26 protein-coding genes and 1 pseudogene are annotated in these 24,742 nt (G+C 62.9%); 17 read left to right on the forward strand and 10 right to left on the reverse strand.

What is annotated here, in order from left to right; all coding sequences use genetic code 11:
- Positions 1–49: 49 nt before the first annotated feature.
- A complete protein-coding gene (locus BLS26_RS06090; protein WP_092509320.1) occupies positions 50–1,552 on the reverse strand; it encodes an FAD-binding oxidoreductase in 1,503 nt (500 codons plus the stop codon).
- Between the two features lie 94 nt (positions 1,553–1,646).
- On the opposite strand from BLS26_RS06090, the gene BLS26_RS06095 reads away from it, so the two are divergent.
- The 3 genes from BLS26_RS06095 (at position 1,647) to BLS26_RS06105 (ending at position 3,228) form a co-directional block, all read left to right on the forward strand.
- Entirely contained in the window at positions 1,647–2,204 is a 558-nt protein-coding gene (locus BLS26_RS06095; protein WP_092509322.1) for a histidine phosphatase family protein, read from the forward strand.
- A gap of 56 nt (positions 2,205–2,260) precedes the next feature.
- On the forward strand, positions 2,261–2,686 hold the full coding sequence (locus BLS26_RS06100; protein ID WP_092509324.1) for a universal stress protein: 426 nt from the start codon (positions 2,261–2,263) through the stop codon (positions 2,684–2,686).
- Between the two features lie 80 nt (positions 2,687–2,766).
- Positions 2,767–3,228, forward strand: coding sequence for a hypothetical protein (locus BLS26_RS06105; RefSeq protein WP_092509326.1), 462 nt, complete (start codon positions 2,767–2,769; stop codon positions 3,226–3,228).
- A gap of 11 nt (positions 3,229–3,239) precedes the next feature.
- Here BLS26_RS06105 and mddA read toward each other — a convergent pair whose 3' ends face one another.
- Positions 3,240–4,019 carry a methanethiol S-methyltransferase gene (mddA, locus tag BLS26_RS06110; RefSeq protein ID WP_244541858.1) on the reverse strand — a complete coding sequence of 260 codons (780 nt, stop codon included), beginning with the start codon at positions 4,017–4,019 and terminating at the stop codon, positions 3,240–3,242.
- 88 nt (positions 4,020–4,107) lie between these two features.
- Positions 4,108–4,344, reverse strand: a complete 237-nt coding sequence (locus BLS26_RS06115; protein ID WP_092509328.1) for a DUF1127 domain-containing protein — start codon at positions 4,342–4,344, stop codon at positions 4,108–4,110.
- Between the two features lie 205 nt (positions 4,345–4,549).
- On the opposite strand from BLS26_RS06115, the gene BLS26_RS06120 reads away from it, so the two are divergent.
- Positions 4,550–5,890: a PLP-dependent aminotransferase family protein gene (locus BLS26_RS06120; protein ID WP_092509330.1), complete on the forward strand. Its 1,341-nt coding sequence runs from the start codon at positions 4,550–4,552 to the stop codon at positions 5,888–5,890.
- Positions 5,891–6,020: 130 nt separating this feature from the next.
- Here BLS26_RS06120 and BLS26_RS06125 read toward each other — a convergent pair whose 3' ends face one another.
- Entirely contained in the window at positions 6,021–6,617 is a 597-nt protein-coding gene (locus BLS26_RS06125) for a YdcF family protein (RefSeq protein WP_172804775.1), read from the reverse strand.
- A 111-nt stretch (positions 6,618–6,728) separates the two neighbouring features.
- Positions 6,729–7,334, reverse strand: a complete 606-nt coding sequence (locus tag BLS26_RS06130; protein WP_092509332.1) for a hypothetical protein — start codon at positions 7,332–7,334, stop codon at positions 6,729–6,731.
- Between the two features lie 69 nt (positions 7,335–7,403).
- On the opposite strand from BLS26_RS06130, the gene BLS26_RS06135 reads away from it, so the two are divergent.
- The 7 genes from BLS26_RS06135 (at position 7,404) to BLS26_RS06165 (ending at position 11,819) form a co-directional block, all read left to right on the forward strand.
- Positions 7,404–7,838 (forward strand): hypothetical protein, encoded by a 435-nt coding sequence (locus BLS26_RS06135; RefSeq protein WP_092509334.1) that lies wholly within the window; start codon positions 7,404–7,406, stop codon positions 7,836–7,838.
- Between the two features lie 256 nt (positions 7,839–8,094).
- On the forward strand, positions 8,095–8,544 hold the full coding sequence (locus tag BLS26_RS06140) for an ester cyclase (RefSeq protein WP_092509336.1): 450 nt from the start codon (positions 8,095–8,097) through the stop codon (positions 8,542–8,544).
- A gap of 199 nt (positions 8,545–8,743) precedes the next feature.
- Positions 8,744–9,856, forward strand: a complete 1,113-nt coding sequence (ada, locus tag BLS26_RS06145; RefSeq protein WP_092517695.1) for a bifunctional DNA-binding transcriptional regulator/O6-methylguanine-DNA methyltransferase Ada — start codon at positions 8,744–8,746, stop codon at positions 9,854–9,856.
- A gap of 10 nt (positions 9,857–9,866) precedes the next feature.
- Positions 9,867–10,109 carry a hypothetical protein gene (locus BLS26_RS06150; RefSeq protein WP_092509338.1) on the forward strand — a complete coding sequence of 81 codons (243 nt, stop codon included), beginning with the start codon at positions 9,867–9,869 and terminating at the stop codon, positions 10,107–10,109.
- Positions 10,110–10,259: 150 nt separating this feature from the next.
- Positions 10,260–10,820 (forward strand): methylated-DNA--[protein]-cysteine S-methyltransferase, encoded by a 561-nt coding sequence (locus BLS26_RS06155; RefSeq protein ID WP_092509340.1) that lies wholly within the window; start codon positions 10,260–10,262, stop codon positions 10,818–10,820.
- Between the two features lie 34 nt (positions 10,821–10,854).
- Positions 10,855–11,346: a hypothetical protein gene (locus BLS26_RS06160; RefSeq protein WP_157676327.1), complete on the forward strand. Its 492-nt coding sequence runs from the start codon at positions 10,855–10,857 to the stop codon at positions 11,344–11,346.
- A gap of 194 nt (positions 11,347–11,540) precedes the next feature.
- Positions 11,541–11,819, forward strand: coding sequence for a hypothetical protein (locus BLS26_RS06165; protein ID WP_157676329.1), 279 nt, complete (start codon positions 11,541–11,543; stop codon positions 11,817–11,819).
- Positions 11,820–12,244: 425 nt separating this feature from the next.
- Here the strand turns inward: BLS26_RS06165 and BLS26_RS06170 are convergent.
- Positions 12,245–12,472, reverse strand: a pseudogene (locus tag BLS26_RS06170) (EAL domain-containing protein); the annotation flags it as partial.
- Positions 12,473–12,528: 56 nt separating this feature from the next.
- On the opposite strand from BLS26_RS06170, the gene BLS26_RS06175 reads away from it, so the two are divergent.
- On the forward strand, positions 12,529–12,735 hold the full coding sequence (locus BLS26_RS06175) for an ABC transporter substrate binding protein (protein ID WP_092509348.1): 207 nt from the start codon (positions 12,529–12,531) through the stop codon (positions 12,733–12,735).
- A 299-nt stretch (positions 12,736–13,034) separates the two neighbouring features.
- Here the strand turns inward: BLS26_RS06175 and BLS26_RS06180 are convergent, their stop codons facing one another.
- Positions 13,035–13,676: a trans-aconitate 2-methyltransferase gene (locus tag BLS26_RS06180; protein WP_092509350.1), complete on the reverse strand. Its 642-nt coding sequence runs from the start codon at positions 13,674–13,676 to the stop codon at positions 13,035–13,037.
- Between the two features lie 438 nt (positions 13,677–14,114).
- Positions 14,115–14,402, reverse strand: a complete 288-nt coding sequence (locus BLS26_RS06190; protein WP_244541859.1) for a hypothetical protein — start codon at positions 14,400–14,402, stop codon at positions 14,115–14,117.
- Between the two features lie 384 nt (positions 14,403–14,786).
- On the opposite strand from BLS26_RS06190, the gene BLS26_RS06195 reads away from it, so the two are divergent.
- The 3 genes from BLS26_RS06195 to BLS26_RS06205 all read left to right on the forward strand — a co-directional run bounded on the left by BLS26_RS06195 (position 14,787) and on the right by BLS26_RS06205 (position 16,878).
- A complete protein-coding gene (locus BLS26_RS06195) occupies positions 14,787–15,014 on the forward strand; it encodes a hypothetical protein (RefSeq protein WP_074816401.1) in 228 nt (75 codons plus the stop codon).
- Positions 15,015–15,311: 297 nt separating this feature from the next.
- Positions 15,312–16,199, forward strand: coding sequence for a dienelactone hydrolase family protein (locus BLS26_RS06200; protein WP_074817029.1), 888 nt, complete (start codon positions 15,312–15,314; stop codon positions 16,197–16,199).
- A 106-nt stretch (positions 16,200–16,305) separates the two neighbouring features.
- On the forward strand, positions 16,306–16,878 hold the full coding sequence (locus BLS26_RS06205) for an invasion associated locus B family protein (protein ID WP_157676331.1): 573 nt from the start codon (positions 16,306–16,308) through the stop codon (positions 16,876–16,878).
- A 214-nt stretch (positions 16,879–17,092) separates the two neighbouring features.
- Here the strand turns inward: BLS26_RS06205 and BLS26_RS06210 are convergent, their stop codons facing one another.
- Both BLS26_RS06210 and BLS26_RS06215 read right to left on the reverse strand, forming a co-directional pair.
- A complete protein-coding gene (locus tag BLS26_RS06210) occupies positions 17,093–19,495 on the reverse strand; it encodes an EAL domain-containing protein (RefSeq protein WP_092509354.1) in 2,403 nt (800 codons plus the stop codon).
- Positions 19,496–19,648: 153 nt separating this feature from the next.
- Positions 19,649–21,112: an MFS transporter gene (locus tag BLS26_RS06215; RefSeq protein WP_092509356.1), complete on the reverse strand. Its 1,464-nt coding sequence runs from the start codon at positions 21,110–21,112 to the stop codon at positions 19,649–19,651.
- A gap of 506 nt (positions 21,113–21,618) precedes the next feature.
- On the opposite strand from BLS26_RS06215, the gene BLS26_RS06220 reads away from it, so the two are divergent.
- Both BLS26_RS06220 and BLS26_RS06225 read left to right on the forward strand, forming a co-directional pair.
- Entirely contained in the window at positions 21,619–22,674 is a 1,056-nt protein-coding gene (locus BLS26_RS06220; RefSeq protein ID WP_092509358.1) for a YbhN family protein, read from the forward strand.
- A 109-nt stretch (positions 22,675–22,783) separates the two neighbouring features.
- On the forward strand, positions 22,784–24,736 hold the full coding sequence (locus BLS26_RS06225; protein ID WP_092509360.1) for a hypothetical protein: 1,953 nt from the start codon (positions 22,784–22,786) through the stop codon (positions 24,734–24,736).
- Positions 24,737–24,742 lie beyond the last annotated feature (6 nt).

The following is a 24,742-nucleotide window of genomic DNA, read 5'->3' on the forward strand; positions in this document are numbered from 1 at the left end:
AAGCCGAATGAGGTGGTTCGCCATCAAATACGGCCCGCTGGGGCCGAAGTTACACCGATCCGTCCCGAATCTTCTCACTTTCCTGAGAGCCAAGCTCGACCGGCGGCGCGTCCTGCATTTCCACCGGCGCCGGCGGTTGCGGACGCACCGGCCGCGGCGCACCGGGCGGCGGACGGCGGCGCGGCGGTTGCTGCGGCCGGGTTCCGGCCTGCCGGTTGGCTTGCGCCAGCCGTGCCTCGCGGATCTGTTCCCGCGCCCGCGCGCCTTCCCGATAACGTGCCAGGGCGCCGGCGGCCGCCGAACTGCCTCGCCCCCACATGCCGATCAGATGGCCGGCGACCCGGCCCGTCGCGCCACCGGCCCAGACCAGTTCGAACGGCGAAAACAGCCGCCAGCGCTCGTCGCCCCACAGGATGCTGCGCGCGATCAGTTGCCCCGCCATCGCCGACGTATTGAGCCCCTGACGGCCGAAGCCCGAGGCCACCCACAGCCCTTTGCGCAACTGCCCGATCTGCGGCATGCCATGCACGGTCAATCCGACCGCGCCGCCGAACACGTCCGAGATCGCAACTTTGCCGAGCTTGGGAAACACCGTGGCGATGCGGCGCTGAATCGCGGAACCGAAACGGCGCGGCCGCGCGTCCCAGGTGGTTTCCGGGCTCGCCCACATCAGCCGGTCGCCGCCGACGATCCGGAAATGATCAACGCCGTCGCTGTCGCTGACCGAGCCGCGGAACTGGATGACCTCGCCGAGGCGCGCGCCGAGTGGCTCTGTCACCGCGCCATAACGCCAGACCGGCAGCAGCGTCTCCGACAGTCGCCGCAGCGGCGCACCGAGATGGATGTTGCCGGCCAGCACGATGTGCGAGGCGCGCAGCCGCGCCGACGGCGTTACGATGCGCTTGCGAATGCCTGATGGATCGATGCTGACGACCGGCGTGTCCTCGAAGATGCGCGCCCCTGCTCGCCTCGCCTGCCCGGCCAGGCCCTGGATGTATTTGCGGCCGTCGATCTGAAATGCCTTGGGATAGTAGATGCCGTGAAAATAGCGCCCGGTGCCGAGCTGGTCGCGAACGCGATCGATCTGCCAGCCCTCGACTTCGGTCTCGAAATCCTCGTTCAGCACCTGCAGCCGGCTGATCAGCGTGTCGCCTGCATCGACGTTGGAAACTTCCAGCGCGCCCTCGGTGAGCGCGATACCCGGCATCGCCTCTTCGGTCGCGGCGGCGCGGACATAGTCGGCGCCCTCCTTCGACAGCGCCCATAACTCGCGGGCGTCTTCGAGGCCGACGCGCTCGATCAATTCGCCGATCGGCAGACCATAGCCCGGCATCACGGTGCCAAGCTGATGGCCCGACGCGTTCCAGCCGATATACCGGCCTTCGAGCACGGCGACGCTGGCGCCGAGGCGGGCCGCCTCCAGCGCTACCGTGAGGCCGGCAAGGCCGGCGCCGACGATGCAGATATCGACGTCGAGGTCGAACGTCAGGCGCGAGCGAAAGGGCGCGTCGTCGTCGGGGTCGTCTGTCGCACTTGTGTAAGTCTCAGCCATGGCGTTTTCTTAAGGACCGCTGCGGCGCTTGTCACCTTGTCCTAAGCATGAGCTTGTAGATTAATTCAGGCCAAAACGAATCGAGAATGCGCCCATGCGCCGTTTGATGCTGTTGCGTCACGCCAAGACCGAACATGACGCACCCTCGGGCCAGGACCAGGACCGCCGACTCGACGACCGCGGCCGGCTGGACGCCGCCGCCATCGGCACCTGGATCGGCCGGCATCCGCCCCTCCCCGGCGCGGTTCTGGTCTCGACCGCGGTGCGGGCGCGGCAGACCTGGGAGATTGCCGGGCAAGCCATCAAGGACGCGCACCGGGAACAGGCAGCTTCCAAATGGCAGGTCGAATTCCTTGACGACATCTACGGCGCCGAACCGGCTCGGTTGTTACAGATCGTCCGTATGACCGAGGTCACCGATCCACGCCACTTGCTGGTCGTCGGCCACAATCCCGGTATGCACGAGCTGGCGCTGATGCTGACCGGCAGCGGCGATGCGGCGGCGAAGCAGGCGCTCCAGGACAACCTGCCGACCGCGGGTCTTGCGATCCTCGACTTTGCGATCGACGACTGGAGCGAGGTGGCGTTTCGCGGCGGCAAACTCGTGCGCTTCACCAGTCCGAGATTGCTGAAACAGGCGTCGGACGAGTGAGGCCGGCGGACATATTCCCACACCCGTGTTAGGCTTGCCTCCAGCAGGAGGCGCAGATGTTCAAATCCATCCTGGTGCCGATTGATCTGACCGATACCGATCTGGCCAAGCCCGCGATTGCGACCGCCGCGACATTGTCGCAAACCTGGAATGGTGCGGTGCGGCTATTGAACGTGCTGCAGATGACGCCGGTGATGCTGGCGGAATACGTGCCGGCCGATTTCGAAACCCAGCAACGCCTGACCTCGGAAGATGCGCTCGCGATCGTGGCCCGCGAATCCGGCATCGAGGCACAGCGCATTTCCTATGTCGTAAGACAGGGCGGTATCTATCACGAAATTCTCGAAGAAGCCGCGGCGGTCAAGGCCGACCTGATCGTGATGACGTCGCACCGGCCGGCGATGCGAACCTATTTTCTCGGCTCCAATGCCGGCCATGTGGTGCGCTACGCCAAGTGTTCGGTGCTGGTGGTGCGGCATTAGCTTCAACTGTTCGATGCACTTTCTTCGTTGGAGCTGGTATCCTCTTGGCCTGATGACGCTTTTGGTAGCGGAGATCGTGGATGAAGAAGTTGTGGCAGAAGTGGAGTTACGAGATCCCGCTCGCGATCGGCGATGCGCTTTGGGAAGTGCTGGTGGTGCAGTTCGCTGCCTTTCTCGACCGCCTCACCATCCGCAAGGTCGTCGAGTTCGTGGCCATCGCGCTACTGGTAATGGCGTTCGCGCAGACGCTGCCGTTCGATCTGGCGATCCTGTTTGCCGGCGACATCCTGACGTATCTGGAATTCGTGATCGCCCTCCGCCTTGCCGCCGGGGTGATGCATGTCAGGGCCATATTGAATCAGGTGACCCGCTTCGCCCGGCTGGTGCTGCGCGCATTGAATGCCGCCGTTCGCCTGCCGGCCCTGACCTTCACAAGACTGCGCGAACGGCGCACCGCGGCAGCTTCGAAGCCGCGCCGGCTGTCCGATGCCTCCGATAACGACGGCGGTGCGATCGCGTGGGGCGCGCTGGCGCCCGCGTAAGCCGCCCGAACTCAGAACAGGCCCGGCAAAAACATCGCGACGCGCGCGCGGTATTGCCGGTAGCGATCGCCGAAGAAGGCCAGGAGATCGCGCTCCTCCAGCCAGATCCCGGCGCAGATATAGAAGGTCATGACGGCGGCGAACAGCAGATGCCCCGCCGTCATCGAAGGTGTCGCCCAGAAGGCGAGGATGAATCCGAGATAGAGCGGGTGGCGGACGAAGCGATACAGTCCGGGCGTTTTGAAGGCGACCACTGAGGTGACGCGGCCGGCGAAGTTCAGCACCTTCTGCTTTCGCTCCAGCAGCTTGAAATGGCCGGTCAGGAAGGTGCCAAGCACGATCAGCCAGCCGAGCGCCGACACCGACCGGATCGCCGCGATCGCCCGCGGATCGGCCGCCTGCCACACCGATGCCGGCAACGGCTGCCACGCCGCAAACAACAGGATCAAAACCAGGCTGGCGCACAGCACGTAGGTCGCCCGCTCGACCAGCGGCGGCACATGGCCCGTCAGGACGCGCTTTAAGCCGCGCCGCGCCATGCCGCTGTGCTGCGCCAAGAACAGGCCGAGCAATTGCAGGTCGATGCAAAGCGCGACCGACGGCGGCCACACCGTGCCGGTGTCGATATTCTTGGGAACGACGGCGCCGCTGACGAAACCGACGGCATAAAGCAGCGTGGCGAGAAAGATCGCATAGACGACGACGCCGTAGCCGATGCCGAGAAGCCGTCCAAAACTTCCCGGCGCCAGCCAACGCGTCCCTGATGACCGATGGTCGACGGTGATGGTCACGTGATTTTCCAGTCAGGTTTGGACTTAAGGGAATTCGGACGGGGCCGACGCGCAGCGCGCCGCGCCCTCGCCTATCTTTGGCCCTCGCCTACCTGCTGTACCCGAACGTCGGATCGACGACGCCGTGGACGGCCGCCTCGATCTGGCTGCGCGCGATGCCGATATCGCGCAGCGCACGGTCGTCCATTTGCCGCAGCGTTTTGACCGCTTCCCGACGCGCCCAATAGACCACGACGCCGTTCGCCCAGCTTCCGAGCAGACGGGCCAATCCGGCCGACCAACGCTGGGATGCAGGTTGGCCTGCGGCTGAGGAAATCATGGTCATGGGTCTTCTCCGTTGCTTCTGCGCGGCAAGGCGCTGCCGCCGGCGCCCCCGCTGCAAGCAGCGATTGCACCTATTGTGATGCCTGATTGCTCGCACCCCCTCGGTGCGATTGTTCGCACCCCCTCGGTGCAATCATGGACTTGATAGTGTTTAAATGATCCGATACATTCCTCGGTGCAAGTAAAACATTGCTCTCGGTGCAATAATGTCCAAGTTCGAATATCTGAAGCTTGCCGATACCGTCGCCGTCGAAATCGCCTCCGGCACGCTCAAGCCCGGCGACCGGCTGCCGCCGCAGCGCAGCTTCGCCTATCAGCGCAAGATCGCGGTCTCGACCGCGAGCCGGGTCTACACCGAGCTGCTGCGCCGGGGGCTTGTGGTCGGCGAAGTTGGGCGCGGCACCTTCGTGTCCGGCGAAACCCGCCGCGGCGTCTCCTCGCTGACCGAACCGCGCGGCCAGCGCATCGACCTCGAGGTCAATTATCCGCTGCTGCCGACGCAATCAGCGATGATCGCGCGATCGCTCGAAGGGCTGGAGCGGCCGGAAGCCCTCGATGTCGCGCTCCGGCAGACCAGCATTACCGGCACGCTGGCGGCGCGAAACATTTCGGCCGAGTTTCTCGCCCGCGGCGACTGGTCGCCGGGCGCCGACCAGTTCGTCTTCACCGCCAACGGCCGGCAATGCATCGCCGCAGCCCTTGCGGCGGTGGTGCCGAGCGGCGGCCGCTGCGGCGTCGAAGCGCTGACCTATCCCTTCATCAAGGACATTGCCGCCCGCCTCGGCGTCACGCTGGTGCCGCTGGCGATGGATGAAGAAGGCGTTCGACCGGACGCCATTCAGAAAGCCCACCGCGAGGCGCATCTGTCGGCGCTGTACATCCAGCCGACGATACAAAATCCGCTGGGCATGACGATGCCGCCGGCCCGTCGCGCCGACCTGGTGCGCGTCGTCGAGAAGCTCGGCCTGCCTGTTATCGAGGACACCGTCTACAGCTTCCTCGGCGACGATGCGCCGCTGGCCGCGCTGGCGCCCGATAGCTGTATCGTGCTCGACAGCCTGTCGAAGAAAGTGGCGCCGGGACTGGCGATCGGCTTCATCGTTTCGCCGCCGCGGTTGCGCGAACGCATCATGGCCTCGGTGCGGTCAGGCGGATGGACGGCTTCCGGTTTTGCGTTGACGGCCGGAATACGGATGATGGGCGACGGCACGGTTTCCGAGCTGGTCCGGCTGAAGCGGATCGACGCGGCACGACGCCAGCAGATGGCGGCAAAGCATCTTGCCGGTTTCGAAGTCCAGGCCAACATCCAGTCCTATCACCTGTGGCTGACCCTGCCGCCGCACTGGCGTTCGCAGACCTTCGTCGCGGCCGCCGCCCGCCGCGACATCGCATTGACGCCGTCGACCACCTTCGCCGTGGCGCCCGGGCATGCTCCGAACGCCGTTCGGCTGGCGCTCGGCGCCCCCTCTAGCGAACAGCTCGATAGCGCGCTGCGCACCCTGGGGGGACTTCTGACCGAGAAGGAAGATTTCGACACGACTGAGTGAAGCATCGGCGCGCCTCCCGTCATTGCGAGGAGCGAAGCGACGAAGCAATCCATTCTTTCTTTGCGCGGCAAGATGGATTGCTTCGCTTCGCTCGCAATGACGGAACAGGGGATATCCGCTCGCTTAAAGCTTATCGGCCCCGGGGCCACTCCGCGATAAAACCCCTGGCCTTGTAAGGCTCGATCTTGTCCCACTCAGAGAGCATGCGGCGGCGGAATTCGGGATCGGTGTGCCAGAGCGACCGCGGCGTCGCAAAACTGTCGACCATGACAAGCATCTTCTCGACCTCCGGCCAGTGGCGATGCAGCGTCATCGGATAACGGCGCGCGGTCCAGGTATTGCCGAGACAGATCACATTGCGGATATTTTTCAAACCGATCGCGGCATCGATGATCGGCAGCGAGAAGATGACGTTCTCGCCGGTGTTCATCGCGCAATCCTCTCGCAAAATGATGTTGGCGGGAATGCCGCGCGCGATCATCGCTTCCGTAATGATCTCGCATTCCGAACGTCTTGACCCCGGCGTAATCCCGCCGCTGACGATGGCCCAGCGAAAATAACCGCCGCGCCAGAGTCTTGCGGCTTCCGCGACGCGCTCGTCGACGTCCAGGCGGGTGCCGAACACGAACAACAGATCGGCCTGCTGCAACGGGGTGTGGATTAGATGCCGCGCATTGATCGCGGCAATTTCGTCGTCGGTCGGCAGTCGTCCGCTTCGGTCGGCCACGGCAGCTCGTCTGGTATCTGCAAAATGCGCGGCTACGATGCCGCGCATCGCGCGGCCGGCGAAGTCACGTTTCATTGCGCTTGATATCACTTGTCCCGGACACGCACTTTGCTACGGCAGCAGCGCGTCGGGAAGCGCGTCGAACGAGTAGCTGCGCGGCCGGTTGCGTCTGACGAAGCCGCCGATCTGCCAGGTGAACAGCACGGCGAACCCGACCAGAAACAGCGCACCGGTGAATTCGAAGGTCGCAAGCGCGCGGACCAGGAGTCCGATCATCGCGATCGCGAGCAACGCCAGCAGCACCAGCGCGACGGCATAGGTGTTCGGCCCGATACCGCCGATCAGCCTGGCCTTGCTGCCGGCATCGTCCATGCGGCGGTGCAATTCGACGATGAAGGCGCGGTAGCCGTGGTCCTGCGGCGTCATCAGCGAGACCGTCTGCCAGGTGGTCGAGAGAATGGCGATCCTGCCGCCGCCGACGTTTTCGATATCGGCGCGGAAGCGGCGCGCCTGCATCGACACCGGCCGAAACGACAGACGGACCGACGCGATTTCGCCATAGGGCCAGACGCCGGACCTGCCGCCGACCCGCCACGACAGGCCGGTATCGGTCAGCTCGAATTCATGCGCCGATCCGATCAGCGAGGCCTTGTAGGCATAGCGGGTCTCGGGCGCGCCCTCGCCTGCTGCCGTCCGGTTCGGAAGTGAGGTTGGCAATATAAAAACCCCGTAGCGATCGCGCGGGCCCGCTTGCGCGGCGAGCCGGCTTTACCTTACAAGCGGGCCATGGCCGAGACGACCTATTTTCCGCGCCGCCTGATCCTGGCCGGCGCCATGATATCCGGCGTGTTGCTGGCGCTTGCCGTACACATGCTGGGCGCGCGCTATGGCCTCGACCTCGGCGGCCTGTGGCGATCCGACACCCACGAATTCATGCCCGCGGGCGCGGCCGTCGCGTGGTGGCTGATCGCGACCGTCGGTTTCTCCGGCGGCTATTTCACCGCCAACCTGATGGACAGCGCGGTATCCGGCCAAATTCCGCAGCGGATACGGCAGTTCCTGGTCGCCGTCGGCGTGCTGATCCTGGCCGGTGCCGGACAGGCCGCTTCCGCGCCGAGTCCGATCCCGACCATATCCGGCGTGCTCGCCGGCCTCGCGGCACTGTGCCTCGGCGCGGTGATGGCGTTCTGCGGCGCGCATTTCTCGCTGCGCAAGGTTTGAAGCCGGGGCACTGGCCCGGAGCCCGAGACTTATAGACCGGGTTGCCCGCTTTCGAGGAGCGTCGACACGCAGCGACGGCCTGGGAATGTCGGCTTATGACTCAAAGCTGGCATGGGGCACTCTTTCAGCGACCGCAACAGACCTGGAATTCGACGACAAGAAGCGGAGTTTGGCCGACGAGGATCAGACGTAGACGCTCCCTCGGTCACTGGCGACGCCAGCGACCTTCCAAGAGTCTGATCAAGGAGCCATACGAATGAGCAAGGAAGAAGATAACAAGGCGGTTGTCGGCCGCTGGTTCACGGAATTCTGGGGCAAGACCGTCAACCTCGGAGTCATCGACGAGATCGCCGCGCCCGACATGCTGTTGAAATATTCGCTGCACGAGCCACGCCGCGGACGCGACGACATTCGGGCGTTCATGACCGATTTCCGGGCTGCATTTCCCGACCTCAATTTCTGGGGGACGACCGATCTCATCGCCGAGGGCGACTATGTCGTCGGTCAGTGGGAAGGCGGCGGCACCCACACGGGGCCCGCTTTCAAGGACTTCCTGATCGGCGGCCTGCCGGCCGCCACCGGACGCAAGATGCACTTCACCGGCACCACCGTGCTGAAAGTCATCAACGGCAAGATCGTCCAGGAAATCGGCCTCGACGATGGCGTCACCGCGCTGACACAGCTCGAATTGCTGAAGGCTGCGTAGTCGGCGAGAACTGCCAGCGCACAGCGAGGCCCGCACCGATGTGCGGGCCTCGCTTGTATGATCGGCCTGGACCAGCCCGGGCATTGATCCCCGGCTCTGATTTGGCCCGTCGTGGTCTGTCCGGATTTGAAGGCAAGGACCGGAGTGCGTCCTCGGAAATCGGGTGGCAACGTTGGCGATCCTGTGGCGCGATGCAATCATGGATGTGAATCTCAAAAAGACCGGCAAAACGACACTGCTCTCCGTCGCGGCCGATCCGCGATGGGCGCGGATTCTTGCTCGCGACAGGACAGCGGATGGCGACTTCTGGTATTCGGTCGCAACGACCGGCGTCTACTGCCGGCCTTCATGTCCGTCACGCGCCGCGAATCCCGAGAATGTGCAGTTGCACGCCTCTCTGGAAAGCGCCAAGGCGACCGGGTTCCGGCCGTGCCGACGCTGCAATCCGGACGGACTATCGATCGAGGCTGAGAATGCCGCACTTGTCGTCAAGGCATGCCGTCTCATCGAAGGGAACGAGGAAGAGCCCTCGCTCGACGCGTTGGCTGACGCAGTCAGCTTGAGCCCCAGCTACTTCCACCGCATGTTCAAGGCAGCGACCGGCCTGACGCCCAAGGACTATGCAACGGGCTATCGCGCCAACAAGGTTCGCGAAAGTCTCGTCGCGGGAAACAGCGTCACAGAGGCGATCTACGACGCCGGGTTCAATTCAAGCGGCCGCTTCTACGAAAAATCCACCGGCATGCTCGGCATGACGCCATCGCAATACCGCGCCGGTGGCGCCAATGAGGAGATCAGGTTTGCGGTGGGCCAGACTTTCCTGGGCGCTATTCTTGTCGCGTCGAGCACGAAGGGCGTTGCCGCGATCCTTTTGGGCGATGATGCGCAGGCGTTGCTCCGCAATCTGCAAGACCGCTTCCCAAGGGCTTGCCTGATTGGCGCCGACAAGGAATACGAGGCGATGGTCGCGCGCGTTGTCGGCTTCGTGGAAGCTCCGGAACTCGGCCTCGATCTGCCGCTCGACGTCCGAGGCACCGCCTTCCAGCAGCGCGTGTGGCAGGCGCTCCAGGAAATTCCGGTCGGCGCGACTGTCACCTATGCCGAACTCGCGCAGCGCATAGGTGCTTCGAAGTCCGTGCGCGCGGTCGCCAGCGCTTGCGCGGCAAACAAGCTCGCTGTCGCCATTCCCTGCCACCGCGTGATCCGTACGGATGGTTCGGTTTCAGGTTATGCGTGGGGCGTCGAGCGAAAGCGTGCCCTGCTCGACCGTGAGGCATCGCAGAAAACCGACATCCCCGCCCGTAACTTCTGAGATCCGGCCGATGGACTCTCGCACCGCACCGAACAAGCGCGATAAACCTGTGCGCGTCGACGCCACGTCCGATGCGATTGCTGCCCTGATGCAGCACGATCCCGCCAAGGTCAAAGTGATGCGCCATATCCGCAAACTCGTCGCGGACGGGTTTGCCGAGTGGCAAACGCTGGACGACGGGACCATCCGCCTGCGGCTGATGACGGGCGAGACGTACCTCCTTGGACCGGCCACGATCACGCGCATTGCGTGATCGGTGAGACGCCACTCTTTGGTCGGTGCTTTCGGCATTTTTGTCCGTCAACGGCCTGAAACTCTTTCTCGATTTGAAAGCAAGCATCGGAGTTTGGCGTCGCGCGCTCCTGGGTACGTTCGGTCATGAGGAAAGATGAGGAGACGATTCATGAATCTCGTGACACACGCCGAGCCCTCGGCAGACCCAGCCACCACCTCCGCCAACGTTCTCTTCCACGCGACCGGCGATTGCGCGTTCGGCACGATTCTGATCGCCCGCAGCATGGAGGGGGTTTGCGCCATCCTCCTCGGTGATGACGCTCGCGCACTGGAAGACGATCTGGCGAGACGCTTCCCGCACGCCACGCTCGTACCGAACGAGGCGATGGTTCGCGACGACCTGGCGAAGACGGCACGCTACGCCGACAAGCCCTCCGAGGGGCTCGATCTCACGCTCGATATGCGCGGCACTCCGATCCAGCGCCGCGTCTGGAACGCGATTCGTTCAATTCCGCCCGGCAAGACCAAGAGCTACATGCAGGTGGCGCGCCTGATCAACACCGCCTATCCCCAAGTCACCGCCCGCATCGTAGCGAACGCCTGCGCGACCAATCCGCTCGCGCTCGTCATCCCCTGTCATCGCGTCATTCGCGCCGACGGCGAACTCGCCGGCTATCGCTGGGGTCTCGAGCGCAAGCGCGAATTGCTCGAAAAGGAAGCCATAGCATGAGGCGCGTGGCCGCTTGGCGAGAAAGCAGGACGTGATGAAACTAGCCAGGATAACGGATGAGGTCATCGGGCTCGTCGTAACCCTTTCCGATGGACCGCATATCGTCGACATCGCGAAAAGCGTGGGCGTCTTTGCGCCGTACGATCCGCTCTCGAACGGTCTCTTGAACGGCGCGTTCAAGGATGGTGGTGACTGGCCGTCGATCATCAAGCACTGGGCGCATTTGCAGTGGCCACTCAAGCGGCTTGCCCTCATCGCGGAAACCTGCCCGGACCATCCGGGCCTGGTCATTCAACCGCTTGTCGATCGGAACTTGCATGGCGAGTCCTCCGATCCGATCGTCGCCATCGACATCACGGACATGAAGCCCCGCGAGGAACGGGATCCGACTGGGCGGCGTGCCATGGAGCGGCAATTCGTGATGCCGCCTCAGGACGCGATTGAAGCGGACTCGGCTGCCACACCAGAGACGGCTCACATCATCGGCTTCACGCGCCCCAACCGGGATGGGTCTTCGAAACGGTGACGCCTCGTTTTCAAATTTGAAAGCAGGAACCGGATCCGCTGCGCCACCACAGGCTCTTACCGTTCCGTCACGAAGCCGCGCTCCGCTTCCTCGCCTTGAATTCAACGGGACGCGGGAAAGCACCGGTTTGAAGGCATGAAACGGAGTGGCGGAGCAGCGTTCACCGTCCAACCTTGCAATACAGGAATATCGGAGTGAAGTGCATGACGTCTCGAAACGCCTTCGATGCTTTCGCCGCTGCGCGCGGCGACGGACTGCATCCCAAGCTACGCGAACTGTTTGACCGGAGCGCCGCACTACCGTTTTCCGAACTGACGGTTCGCGGCGACGGCCTGCTTCAGGCAGGCCCTGACCCGGCGTCGGAGCGGCTAGCCGTGCCGTCGAACGCCACGATTTCCGTGGAAGTAGAGGCAAATGCACCGTTGGCTATCCGGTCCATTCGGGGAGGCAAGAAGCATCCCGCACAGGAATAGCAGGTTTGGTTCGATGTGAGGTGGACGGATCTATTTTCTTTCGCCGCAACGGCTCTTGCACGCCGCTGCCTCAGCGGTGCATTGGGCGACGCATGCTCCCGACAAGCCGCAACTCATCGCGCACGTGTAGTTGGTCGAATTGCAGTTTGCGACGCACTCCGCGGACACTTCTCTTTGCGCCACTTGACGCCTTTCGAGCAGAGATGCGGCATTGCTTGAGACTGCTCCCGACAGGAACAGCACCAGCGCTAGGACTCTCCTCATGAAATGCTCCCGGACACGATGCAGCTGCCAGAACCTCCGCCGCCGCACTCGTTTTCGCACTCCGGTTCTTGCTTCCAAATTGGGGCTCATCGCCTTGTCGAGCACGCCCGGCAAATGCCGGCATCGCTATCCGCTATGCCCCTCGATGAGTCCGCCCCGCCCTAGGCGACGATGCGCGCACGCGGCCGCGACAGCATCGCATTGACCTCGGCGGCGGGACGCGGCTGGCTGAACAGATAGCCCTGCGCCTGCGTACAGCCCTCGCGGCGCAACAGCTCGAACTGCGCCTCGGTCTCGACGCCCTCCGCAGTGGTAACGATCCCGAGGCTTTTGCCCAAGCCGGTCACGGCGCGAACGATGGCCATGGAACCGTCGCGGGTGGCGAGCCGATCTGCTCGACGACGTGGCTGGCAAGCAAGGACACCGCTGAGGGATCGCAGTCGCTGTGCTCTCCTATGGCCCCGTCGACGATGACATGTTTCTTGGTGCCGCCCTCTACGTCGATCGTATTCTCCGCGGCGCGAACCCGGCAGAGCTTCCGGTTCAGGTGCCGACCAAATTTGAGATGAGATTAAATCTCAAGACCGCCGCGATGCTCGGTCTTACGATCCCACCGTCAATCCTTGCTCGCGTCGACGAGGTGATCGAATGAGGCGGAGATGGAATAGCGCGCAATGCTGCGATGCATGAGTCCGGAAGTGGCACAATGCAGCCAATCCGGGATGCCCGCAATCCGGTCGCTTCCGAAGGAAGACCGGGCATGGCCTGAAAGTCCGATTCGGTAGCGATTGATGCTGTGGACGGCGCCCACTCTTCGGCATCGAGGTGCCATAGGGTGGTTGCGTTGAAGCAAACCACATTGACGGGAGACATTGCAGTCGCTTGCATGGTCGGATTGCTTGCTCCGGCCGAGGCCACACGAAGCCTCTTTTGTAGGGCTATCGAATATCGTCAGAGGGGTTTCGGTGCGCGAAGTACGTATAGCCTTTGGTAGACCATCGACTCCGGTATCCAATCAAGGAAGGCATGTCCAAGTGGCAGCTTGATCAGGTGAGCGACAATTCTGAATGAAGGCGGATACCAATAAACGGAAAGGTTGGAAAATTTAAGGGGAGAAAACCCGAGCGCCGTGAACTCGAGCATCAATCGCCTATGACTGAAGTGTCTTCTGTAGTCGACGATCGGACCCGAAAGCAGAAGTATTTTGCCGGGATGCTCCTTGGCAACTTTCTTCAGAAAAACTTCTCGCTCCTGGAAGGACAGATAGTAGACGCATTCGATGGCTGTGATCACGTCGTAACCCTCGAATGATTTTTGTAAAAAATCAGCGCATTCAAATCTGGCATTTGGCAGGTTCAGCGATTTAGCGCGAGCAATTGCCACGTCGCTTATGTCGATGCCAACGACGGATCGTGCCTTGTCAAAAACGGCATCGGTCAAGTGGCCTTCGCCGCATCCGAGCTCAAGAACGGATTTGCCCCGGATCAACCGCTTCAGCCGTCGGCGCAAGACCTTGTCCCTGAATCGCGCCTGGGAAATATGCCAGGGATCAGGGGTCGCGTAATAGAGATTGAATTCTGCAGCCGTTCGCATTTGCCGGTTTCCGCCGCTTTAAAAACAAGCGCTGCTCGCGAGTGGTCAACAACCGGTTGCTCGAGACTTCCTTCGGCGGCAACGCCTATTGCATTTCCACCCTTTCCCGCCATCGCGCTTCGAAGGTATCACTGTCCTTCATCGACCGGACTTGCGCGTCTAAGGGATTGCCAGGCCTTCGAGTGACTGCGCCTGTAACTGGTCCGTTGGACTCGGGTTGCGCGGATGCCTCCCCGGGCCATTCCAGCAACGATTTCGAAAGCATGGGCTTGCCTTCGTACCAGCACTTTCGTCCATCGATCAGACGATAGGACCACCAGCGCCCGTGGGGATTTGATGGCATCGCGGCGCTGCATGGTTGCTTGGCCTGCGCATTCGGCATCTCGGCGCACAGAAGCGCCGCAATCCCGGCGACCAACGCGATTGATGCCGGTTTGCTCATTCGCCCTCTGAAAAACTGCTGCGCTGCTGCAATCGGCTTACAGCGACTACCAAATCAGGGCGTTCGAGAACTTCCACCAACCTGTCGAGGACGCGCTCATTGTTGTGCGGCCGCGGCCGAAGGTAGTCTTCCAGTATGTGTTGCGCTTCGTTAATCGCCTCAAGTGCCAATTGTTGATCAGTCATCTGTTCTTGCCCATCAAACAAATGCCCCAGGCAAAAAGAAGAATGGAAAATCAAGCCGCTTTTGGGAAATATCCCCGCTTTTTTTAGCCATTCGATCAATTTTTATTTCAAATGCGGGAACCCTCCGCGCGCGATTTGCGGCGGCTTCCTGGTTCCACACTCGGCACCTTCGAGTAGCCTGAACTGGCGCGTTGCGAAGATCGGCTGTTTGGCACTTTTCGGAAATGGCGCGATGTCCGACTTGAGTCCGCTATCGGGGGGCAAAGCGGAAGTTGGACGTTGGGGCCCTCAGGGCAGCTTTTGGACCCTTCTCGGACATAAGGCGGCCTATTTTGCTGTGCTGCGAAACACCGTTCTCGTCCACGATGCGCTAGGGTGTGCTCCGGCACAAAGGAATCCAGTGAGGCGGCGCGATTTCATCACGCTTGTCGGTGGTGCGGCGGTGCCGTGGCCGCACGCCATGCACGCACAGGAGGGCCTGGAATGAAGAAGACATTTGCTGCCTTTGTCGCGGTCGCAACGATTGGCTCGCTCGCCGCGACGCCCGCAAGCGCGCAGCCTGGCGTCGCGGCTCCGGGCCGCTATTATCAGCCTGCCCCTTACGGAGCAGGTCCCGGGCCATACGACGATTATGGCAGTTGCGAATGGGTGCAACAGCGTTTCTGGGACGGCCGTGGCTGGCGGGTCCGCCGGGTGCGAGTCTGCGGCTGATCCGCGATTGCGGTGAGATTGAACGGCTCATAGCAACCATCGACTGCAGCGATGTGCGATCCATCCCGGCGAACTCGATTTGGAGGACGACAAGGCGACACCGCAGCATATGAGTCCTTTTGTGGCACGAAACAGACATGGCCAGATGTCCGTCTTGAGTCCGCCTTTGGGGGTATAGCGGAAGTCGGACTTCGGGGCCGTCAGGGCAGCTTTTGCCACCCAACGCGGACATTCGACGCTTGGACCTCTCCCTTAAAGGTTCTACGCTGTAGTGATACACAGCAGGGGCACGCACCGATGCGACGGCGGCACCTCATTGCAATAATTGCTGGCATTGCGGCTTTGCCGCTCGCGGCGCTCGCGCAGCAGGCTGTTCCCTCGATCGCGCCGCAGGTTCACGAGGAGATGTGGGCGATTCCCTCCTCGCCTGTCCCGATGCTCGCCTATTTGATGCGACCCATTGGGGGCGGTCCATTTCCACTCGTCGTGATGAATCATGGAGTTTCGCTTGACGCGACGGGGCGAAGCTACTTTCCCGTGATCGAATTTCGTGACGCCGCGCTTTGGTTTGCGCGACAGGGCTACGTGGTGGTCGCACCTGTACGCCCTGGATACGGTGCTACTGCGATCGAAATCCCCGAGCGAGGTCTGTTCGGACTGTTTTTCTCGGGCGTGGGAAAATGTTCGGATGCTGAGTTTCGTGAAGCGGGGCTTGCCGTCGCGTCGATTGACAAGTGGATCATCGACTACATGTCAACTCAGTCATTTATCAAGCGCGATGAGGTCATCATTGTCGGCCAATCGGGGGGTGGTTGGGGGTCGATTGCGCTTGGCAGTCAAAATCCGGAGTCGGTGCGGGCGATCATCGGCTTTGCAGCCGGCCGCGGTGGTCATCTCAATGGCAAACCTAACAACAACTGCGCCCCTAATCAGCTAGTCGATGCCGTTGCCGAATTTGGCCGCACGGCGCGCGTTCCAATGTTATGGATCTACACCCATAACGACAGTTATTTTGGACCCGATCTCTCAAAGCGGATGGTGGAAGCGTTTCGGGCCGCAGGCGGCAATGTCGAATATCATCTGTTATCCGATTTTGGAGAGGACGGCCATTTTTTGATAGATTCGGCGGAGGCCGTTCAACTCTGGGCGCCTCTTGTCAGCGAATTCCTAGCCAAACATCGATGAAAGGCATTGGTTTATGGGCAATCGGCCACTGTACCCATCTGCAAGATCAGCCCGGTATCGATTCCTGGTAGCTGGATCACTTGTGGTGTTCCTGGCGACCCCAGTGATGAGGCTCGACGCGCAACAACTGGTGCCATTCGGCGACGTACCGGCGATCGAGAATTTTTCTGAGGCAGAGATCGCTACTCGGGGACGACAGCCGGATCGCCCGCTGACGTACGCGCCGTGGCGCAAGGTGTGTTTCAAGGCCACCCAAGAGGCCGGGTCGAAATTGGTTTGTCGCACGACCATCAACGGTAAATGGGACACGGGTCAGATCGCACTCAGAGTCGATCTGATCGAACGAGAGGGCGATCCTGTTGCTCGTCTACAGATGTTCGTGCCCCCTGGATCCTTCTTACAGCCGGGCATCAAGTTGACTGTTGACCAGGGTTCGCCCTTGCAAATTCCCTATGTCATTTGTCTCACCAATGGTTGCGTAGCCGGAAGCGTGGCAAATGCTGGCTTAATCCATGATCTGGAGTCAGGTCAGATGCTGGTCTTAGAGACCGTTAATTCCAATGTTGTGGGTGTAACCACCTCGCTTCCTCTCAAGGAGTTTGCCGAAGTTCACCAGGGAGCACCGGCGCAAGTGTTTGAGCAGAGGCTTGAAGGAGATTGGGAGCAATTGGGTCGATGAAGCGTGCCACGTTCAAGTTGCACCGGGCTTCGGCTTAGTCGTCGGCTTGATCGACCGATCCACCAGCCGAACATCCAACAGGCGCGGCTGTAGCCGCGAGAGTCCGCAAGTGGGCACCAAGCGGACATTCGTTGTGCACGGTCGATGTCCGCTTTTGAGGGGAATGCGGGCATCGCCATCCCGTATGCCCGTACTGGATTTGTGAGCACACGTCCTAAGCGACGATGCGCGCACGCGGCCGCGACAGCATCGTGTTCACCTCGGCAGCGGGACGCGGCTGGCTGAACAAATAGCCCTGCGCCTGCGTACAGCCCTCGCGGCGCAACAGCTCGAACTGCGCCTCGGTCTCGACGCCCTCCGCGGTGGTAACGATCCCGAGGCTTTTGCCCAAGCCGGTCACGGCGCGAACGATGGCCATGGAGTCGTCGCGCGTGGCGAGCTCGCTGACGAAGGAACGGTCGATCTTGATCTTGTCGAACGGGAAACTGCGCAGGTAGCTCAGGGACGAATAGCCGGTTCCGAAGTCGTCGAGCGAGATCCTGACGCCAAAGCCGCGAAGCTCGTGCAGAACCGCAAGCGTCGCCGCGCTGTTCTGCAGCAGCACCGATTCCGTGATCTCCAGCTCGAGGCGATGCGCCGGAAGACCTGAAGCCTGCAACGCCGCCTTGACCTGCGACACCAGGTTCGGATTCTTGAACTGCACCGGCGAAAGATTGACGGCGACGTCGACATCCTTCGGCCAGCCGGCGGCGTCCGTGCAGGCCTGCCGAAGCACCCAGTCGCCGAGTTGAACGATCAGACCGGTTTCTTCCGCCAGCGGAATGAAGTTGACCGGAGAGATCAGGCCGCGCAACGAATGGTTCCAGCGAACCAGGGCTTCGAACGCGACGACCTCGTCGCTGGCAACGTCGCGGATCGGCTGATAGTACACTTCGAACTCGTGGCGCTGCAGCGCCGCGCGCAAATCCAGTTCCAGAATGCGGCGCGCCTGGGCGCGGGCGTCCATGCCGGTCTCGAAGTAACGATAGGTGCCGCGGCCGTCCGCCTTGGCGCGATAAAGCGCGAGATCCGCCTTCTTCAATAGTTCATCGGGGTTCTTGCCGTCCTCGGGCGCAAGCGAGATGCCGATGCTGACGCCGACGACGAGCTGATGGCCGCCGATATCGTAGGGCTCCCCGATCTGCTCCACGATGTGGCTGGCAAGCAACGCCACCGCCGAGGGATCGCAGTCGCTGCAGAACTGGACGACCGCGAATTCATCACCGCCAAGCCGCGCTACCGTATCGTGCTCGGTGACGCATTCGCCGAGCCGGCGGGCAACTTCCTTCAGCAGGGCGTCGCCGACCGGATGGCCGAGCGTGTCGTTGATTTCCTTGAAATGATCGAGATCGAGGCAAAATACCGCGAGCTGGTCGCTGCGCTTGGCGAGGCGCAAGGCCTTTTCAAGCTGCTCGCGGAACAGCGTCCGGTTCGGCAGGTTGGTCAGCGCGTCATGGCGCGCCATATGCGAAATTTGCTCCTGGGCCTGCTGCCATTCGGTGATGTCCTCGAATGTCGCGACCCAGCCGCCGCCCTTCTTCGGCTGATCGACCACGCGGATCGAACGGCCGTTGCGGGTGACGACCCTGGTCAAGGTCTCGCCGGCTTTCGCCGCAGCCACCACCATGTCGAAGAACTCATCGGGATCGCCGTCCCATTTCCCGTTCGATTTCTGATCCTGCAGAACGTCGATCAACATGCGGCCCTGCAGCGGCATGCCGGTCCGGTCCATCATCTCGGCGTAACGCTCGTTGAACAGCAGGATGCGGCCTTCCGCATCGAACATGCAAAGTCCCTGCGACATATTTCCGATCGCGGAGTCGAGCAGGACCTTCTGCTGATGCAGCTCGCTGCTCGAACGGCGATCGAGCATGGCAGCCACCAGCGATATGCCGAGAATGGCGAACGCCGCCACCGCGGTCAAAAAGGAAAGCGCGGCCGGAGCGATCGTCAATTCGTCGGTGACGAGGGTGGGATCCGGAACCAGCGTGACCGCCCCCATCGCCGTGAAGTGGTGCGAAACGATCGCGACCGTCAAAAGAGCCGTGGCGGCCAGGGTGTGACTGCGATCATCCCGCCGCACGGCGACAACAAGCGCCATTGCTGCGAAAACACTTCCGAACAGCACCGAAGCGAGAACAATGCCGGGCGACCATACGATGCGCGCCGGAAGCTCGAGGGCCATCATGCCGGTGTAGTGCATCGCGGCAACGCCCATGCCGACGACCGCACCGCCCATCGCGACCGTCGACCGGCGGTTATTGAGCGACGCAATGCCGAGGCCGACGGCGGAGATTGCTACGGCAAAGACCAGCGAGATCAGAGTGACCGGAATGTTGTATCCGGCAGCCGCGCCGGGGTCGTAGGCCAGCATCGCAACAAAGTGGGTCGCCCAAATTCCGCAGCCGCTCACGGCCGCATCGAGGCCGACCCAGATCGCGCGGGTGCGCCCCTGCGAAGCCCTGGCGCGATGAAGCAAACTGATCGCCACCGCGCTGGCGAGCCAGCAAATTGCGCCACCAAGGACGACCAGTCGCCAATCATGCTCGGTGACCAGGCAGTTCAGAACTTGATACATTACAGACCCCTGCTACCGGTCTGTAATGACGGCACTAATGGTGTATTTCAGTTAACGCCCGCGGGTTCGGTTGCGCCGATGGTGAACAAAGGCTCAAAGATCGCGCCAGCCGGGTATTCTGTTCAGTTTCCCGCAATGATCCCGGTACCCCGTTCATCGCCGGCTTTGACCGGGAGCGGCAAAATCGTTGCGACCCGCTGCCGGCGGCCGTCCGAACCAGATCGCCGCGGCGCCCGCCGTCAGCACGCCGGCCGCGATCATCAGCGACGCGTGCAGGCCCGACATAAAGGTGCCGGACTGGCCGACCAGCGAACCGAACAAGGCGACGCCGAGCACGCTGCCGGTCTGCCGGGTTGCATTGAGCACGCCGGCGGCGATGCCCGAACGGGACTTCTCGACGCTTCCAAGCAGTGTCGACGTCAACGGCGGCACCAATAATCCGAGCCCGCTGCTCATCGCGATCAACTGCGCGCAGATCGCCCAGTAGCTGGTATCGGCTTCGATGCCGAGCGCCGCCAGACACCCTACCGCCGACAGCACCGCACCGGCCGCAATGGTGGCGGGCGCGCCGATGCGCTCGGCGATGCGCGGGGCAATCAAATTCACCGGCAGCACCGCGCCCATCATCGGCACGAACGCGAGACCGGTCGCGAACGCCGACAATCCATTGACCTGCTGGAAATACAGGCTGAGCACGAAGATCAAGCCGTAGAGCGCGATATTGACCAGCAGGCCGACCAGCGAGGCCAGCGCGAACATCCGATGTTTGAACAGCGACAACGGCAGCATCGGCTGCGCGGCGCGTACCTCTCGCCAGACGAACAGCAGCGCGAACACCGCGAAAGCTGCGAAGCCCGCAAGCACGAACGGATTGTCCCAGCCGAGCGAGCCGCCCTCGATGATCGCGCCGGCGAGCGAACCAAGCGCTGCGATCGCGGCGATCTGACCCGGCAGGTCGATCTCGCGCCCGGGCGAGCGGGACGTCTCGCCGGCAAAGCGCCAGGTCAGCCACAGACCGGCAAGACCGATCGGCAGATTGACCAGGAAGATCGAACGCCAGCCGACCAGCGTGATCAACGCGCCGCCGACAAACGGACCTGCTGTCAATGCGAGGCTGGCGCCAGCGGCCCAGACGGCCACGGCGCGACCGCGGGCCTTCTCGTCGGCATAGGTGTGGCTGAGCAGCGCCAGTGAATTCGGCACCAGGATAGCAGCAGCCAATCCCTGAACGCAGCGCGCGACGATCAGAGTCGTGGCAGAGGGCGCCAGTGCACAGGCGGCGGAGGCCGCCGTAAAGATCGCAAAGCCCGCCATGAAGATCCGCTTGGCACCGATCCGGTCGCCGAGCGCGCCTGCCGTCAGAATGAAGGCGGCGAACGCGATGGTGTAGGCACTCACCACCCACTGCAATTCGGAGACCCCGCCACCGAGCGAGCCTCCGATCGCCGTAATGGCGGTGTTGACGATGGTGACGTCGAGTTGAACCACGCCATAGCCGAGGCTCATGGCCGCAAGCGTCAACGCCGCCGCATAGCCCGAGGGAACCGGTCCGGTTTCCGGTCGATAGGCGGTATCGTTGGACGATGCCGGCGGCAGTCCGAGAGAAGCGCTTCGCATGGATCACCTCCATTGGCGAATTCAACGCGTCACTACCGCCTCCGTTCAATGGAACGCTTCGCTACCGATCGAAGTATGCTTGTCACGCGCTACTTTGCATGGGGTTGTTTTCGAGATTTTGGCTGGAGACGTGGCGTGACCGTCCGTCTTCACCGGAGCCCGTGGCGCGAAACGCCGCGCGGGGCCACGCCCCTCGCGGCGTTTTGCCTCACCAAGGGTATCTGATCCGCTCGCGGCCCGACCGAAAGCGGCGACGTTCCCTTGGAAACCCCGATGGAACGGACGGAAACAGCGACGGAACGCAGCGCCTGCGCCGACTCACAATCGTTAACGTCCCGCCATATGTAAGGCGTATGACGGAGGCGGCACACGAACGCAGAAGCTGGGCTTGTCAAGGACTGCACAACGCCCCTGTTTTAGCTTATGTGTCTACGCGAACGGTGCAATCTGACCGTCACCTGTCGCCTTTTGCGACGGGTTTTGTTGTCACCCCGCCGGGAGGATGAATGCATCGGCTGCTGACCACGCTCGGGCGTGGCTTCAAGGAGAAGATCGGCTGGAAACGGCTGGGGATCGCTGCGAGTCTCCTCATCATCATCTTTGCGGTTACCCATCTGGTCCGGACGCTGAAGGGCGTCGACACCGGGGTCATCCTGACCGCGCTGACGGATATTGCGCCGCACCGGATCGCGCTGGCCGCGCTGTGCGTGGTCTGCGCCTTCTGCACGCTGACCTTCTATGATTTCTTCGCTTTGCGAACCATCGGCAAGACCCATATCCCCTACCGCATCGCGGCGATGTCGAGCTTCACCAGCTACACCATCGGCCACAATATCGGCGCCACCGTCTTTACCGGCGGCGCGATCCGGTTCCGGATTTATTCCGACTACGGCCTGAATGCGATCGATGTCGCCAAGATCTGCTTTCTCTCCGGGCTGACGTTCTGGCTCGGCAATCTGTTCGTGCTGGGTTTCGGCATGGCCTGGCATCCCTGGGCGGCATCGGCGATGGACCTGCTGCCGGCGTCGATGAACCGGCTGATCGCGATCGGCTGCCTCGCCGGCATCGCCGCCTATTTTGTCTGGCTGATGACCGGCGAGCAGCGCCGCGAACTCGGGCAGAACGGCTGGAAAGTGGTGCTGCCCTCGGCCCGGCTGACTCTGCTGCAGGTGCTGATCGGGGTGGTCGATCTCGGCTTCTGCGCGCTGGCGATGTATTTGCTGATGCCGACCGAGCCAGATATCGATTTCGTCTCGCTGGCGGTGGTGTTCATCCTGGCGACGCTGCTCGGCTTTGCCAGCCATGCACCCGGCAGTCTCGGCGTGTTCGACGCGGCGATGCTGGTGGCGTTGCCGCAGTTCGGCAAGGAACAACTGGTAGCAACGCTGGTGGTGTTCCGGATCCTTTACTTCCTGATCCCCTTCGGCATCTCGATTTCGATCATGGGGACGCGCGAACTCTGGCTCAACGTGGTGCAGCCCTGGCAGGAACGCCGCCGGCTCACCGACGCCTGCACGGCAAAGGCGCGGGTGCGGCAGCCGGTCAACAGCCGGCAACCCTGAGACCGGAATCCCGAGCCGGTAACAGCGTCGTTATCCGTCCCGTCAGGACTTTTTGGTTAGCTCTCGCCGGTTCTCTTATTTCTGCCTTACCGCTAACGTCAAAGGCGCCATGGCCGGAATTGTCTCACGCTCCATCCTGTCTGTCGCGCTGCTCGCCGGCGCGCTGGTCGGACTATCCACGTCATTAGCCGAAGCCCAGATCGCTGATGGCAACGGCGCCTTGCAGATCTCCTGGGAGGTCCGCAACCGCTTCCGGCTGTTCCGCGAGGAACGGGATTTCCTGCTGCATACCGAGGCCGGACGCGGACGCAGCGTGCTGGCCGCCGAACAGGCGCTGGAGGTGCAGAGCGACGGCCGCGGCTGGGCGCGCAACACCGTCAACCGGCTTTGCATCGATCTCACCGGGCGCGTCAGCGAGCCCTGCAGCCGCGACAACGTCAAGGAAAGCTACCTGACGCCGATCGATCACCCGATCGTGGTGCGGCTGTCCGGGCCGGTCCCGGTCGGCGCCACCTGCGCCTGGTCGTTCGACGATGGCGACGGCCCGCAGGTTTCTACCTTCGACTGCGCCGAGCCGGTCAATCTCAGGGTCCGCTATGGCCGCAGCACGGTGGCAAGCGTGGACGTCTCGAGTTCTGACGGCAGCCAGCGCGTTTCCACCGAGATCGCGGTGCGCGATATCTTCGTGGCCGGTCTCGGCGACAGCGTTGCTTCCGGCGAGGGAAACCCGGACCGCCCGATCGCGCTGGCTGATGAAGGCTTCTGCTTCCGCTCCTATCTCGGCACTGCGGCGGCGCAATACTACCGGCCGAGCCGCGCCGGCTACAAGGGCGGACGGGCCTGCGAAGCGCCGGACCTGCTGCCGGTATGGCAGCGGCAGAGCGCACTCTGGTTCAACCCGGCCTGCCACCGCTCGCTCTACAGCTATCAGACCCGCACCGCGCTGGCGCTCGCGGTCCAGTATCCGCACATCGCGGTGACCTATCTGCCGCTGGCCTGCACCGGCGCCACCATCGCCGACGGGCTGCTCGGCACGCAGCGCGCCCGCGACTGCCCGCCATCGAAAACTGCGGCGTGCCAGGGCACCGTCAACAGCCAACTGGCCGAGCTGCGCGAGGCTCTCACCGCCGCCAAACGCCGGCAGCCCGATCGCAAGCTCGATCTGGTGCTGCTGTCGGTCGGCGCCAACGACATCTATTTTTCGGGGCTGGTCGCCGACGTCATCGTCGACACCCCGACCGAGCGCGCACTGTTCCGGCGCAGCGGCGTGATGGCCTCTGTGGACGACGCCCGCGGCGCGTTGACCCGCGACCTGCCGCAGGGATTTGCCAAGCTGCGCGAAGCGTTGAAGCCGCTGGTCGGCGACATGTCGCGGGTGATCTACACCTCCTATGCCAACCCGACGGCGCAAGGCGGCGCGCCCTGCCCGGGCGGACGCGCGGGCTTCGACATTCATCCCTCCTTCAACGCCCAGCCGCAGCGGCTCGCCGCGGTGTCGAACTTCGTCGATAGCGAATTCCTGCCGCAGCTGAAGGCGCTGGCGCTGTGCCAAGGCGGCATCCTGTGCCGCAATCCGCGCGCCGATCGCATGACCTTCGTCGACAGCCACCAGGCCGCGTTCGCCAACCACGGTTTCTGCGCACGCGCCGAGAGCGATCCGGAATTCGATCGGCAATGCTTCTCGGCCACCGGCGACAGTTTCGACCCTGACATCGTCAGCTCGGCCAGCCAGCCGATGCTGTGCGGCCGCAGCGCCGGCGAATTCCGCGCCTATCTGCCGCGCGCGCGCTGGATCCGCGACGCCAACGACAGCTATTTCGCCGCGATGACCTATCCGCAGGGCCTGCCGTCCTCGATGCAGCCCAACGATATTCACGATGCGACCTGGGGGGTGTTGTCGGCGGTCTATGGCGGCGCCGTGCATCCCAGTGCCGAAGGCCACGCCGCGATGGCGGACGCAGCGTTGCCGGCCGCAGCCGCCGTGCTGCAGCTCGATGCGGCCGTGCCCGAGGTGATCTCGCAGCCGGTACCGCCGGTCGCGCCGCCGGCGAAAACGCGCTGATTATCA

The organism is Afipia sp. GAS231 (genome assembly GCF_900103365.1).
Taxonomy (GTDB): domain Bacteria; phylum Pseudomonadota; class Alphaproteobacteria; order Rhizobiales; family Xanthobacteraceae; genus Bradyrhizobium.

Excerpts from the sequence above, each read along its gene's own strand:
- BLS26_RS06095 (WP_092509322.1), top strand. The coding sequence starts at position 1,647 with ATGCGCCGTTTGATGCTGTTGCGTCACGCCAAGACCGAACATGACGCA.
- BLS26_RS06160 (WP_157676327.1), top strand. The coding sequence starts at position 10,855 with ATGAAACTAGCCAGGATAACGGATGAGGTCATCGGGCTCGTCGTAACC.
- BLS26_RS06200 (WP_074817029.1), top strand. The coding sequence starts at position 15,312 with ATGCGACGGCGGCACCTCATTGCAATAATTGCTGGCATTGCGGCTTTG.
- BLS26_RS06090 (WP_092509320.1), bottom strand. The coding sequence starts at position 1,552 with ATGGCTGAGACTTACACAAGTGCGACAGACGACCCCGACGACGACGCG.
- BLS26_RS06100 (WP_092509324.1), top strand. The coding sequence starts at position 2,261 with ATGTTCAAATCCATCCTGGTGCCGATTGATCTGACCGATACCGATCTG.
- BLS26_RS06205 (WP_157676331.1), top strand. The coding sequence starts at position 16,306 with ATGAGGCTCGACGCGCAACAACTGGTGCCATTCGGCGACGTACCGGCG.
- BLS26_RS06180 (WP_092509350.1), bottom strand. The coding sequence starts at position 13,676 with ATGCGAACGGCTGCAGAATTCAATCTCTATTACGCGACCCCTGATCCC.
- BLS26_RS06225 (WP_092509360.1), top strand. The coding sequence starts at position 22,784 with ATGGCCGGAATTGTCTCACGCTCCATCCTGTCTGTCGCGCTGCTCGCC.
- BLS26_RS06215 (WP_092509356.1), bottom strand. The coding sequence starts at position 21,112 with ATGCGAAGCGCTTCTCTCGGACTGCCGCCGGCATCGTCCAACGATACC.
- BLS26_RS06155 (WP_092509340.1), top strand. The coding sequence starts at position 10,260 with ATGAATCTCGTGACACACGCCGAGCCCTCGGCAGACCCAGCCACCACC.
- BLS26_RS06120 (WP_092509330.1), top strand. The coding sequence starts at position 4,550 with ATGTCCAAGTTCGAATATCTGAAGCTTGCCGATACCGTCGCCGTCGAA.
- BLS26_RS06140 (WP_092509336.1), top strand. The coding sequence starts at position 8,095 with ATGAGCAAGGAAGAAGATAACAAGGCGGTTGTCGGCCGCTGGTTCACG.
- ada (WP_092517695.1), top strand. The coding sequence starts at position 8,744 with ATGGATGTGAATCTCAAAAAGACCGGCAAAACGACACTGCTCTCCGTC.
- BLS26_RS06210 (WP_092509354.1), bottom strand. The coding sequence starts at position 19,495 with ATGTATCAAGTTCTGAACTGCCTGGTCACCGAGCATGATTGGCGACTG.
- BLS26_RS06115 (WP_092509328.1), bottom strand. The coding sequence starts at position 4,344 with ATGACCATGATTTCCTCAGCCGCAGGCCAACCTGCATCCCAGCGTTGG.
- BLS26_RS06195 (WP_074816401.1), top strand. The coding sequence starts at position 14,787 with ATGAAGAAGACATTTGCTGCCTTTGTCGCGGTCGCAACGATTGGCTCG.
- BLS26_RS06135 (WP_092509334.1), top strand. The coding sequence starts at position 7,404 with ATGGCCGAGACGACCTATTTTCCGCGCCGCCTGATCCTGGCCGGCGCC.
- BLS26_RS06105 (WP_092509326.1), top strand. The coding sequence starts at position 2,767 with ATGAAGAAGTTGTGGCAGAAGTGGAGTTACGAGATCCCGCTCGCGATC.
- BLS26_RS06150 (WP_092509338.1), top strand. The coding sequence starts at position 9,867 with ATGGACTCTCGCACCGCACCGAACAAGCGCGATAAACCTGTGCGCGTC.
- BLS26_RS06220 (WP_092509358.1), top strand. The coding sequence starts at position 21,619 with ATGCATCGGCTGCTGACCACGCTCGGGCGTGGCTTCAAGGAGAAGATC.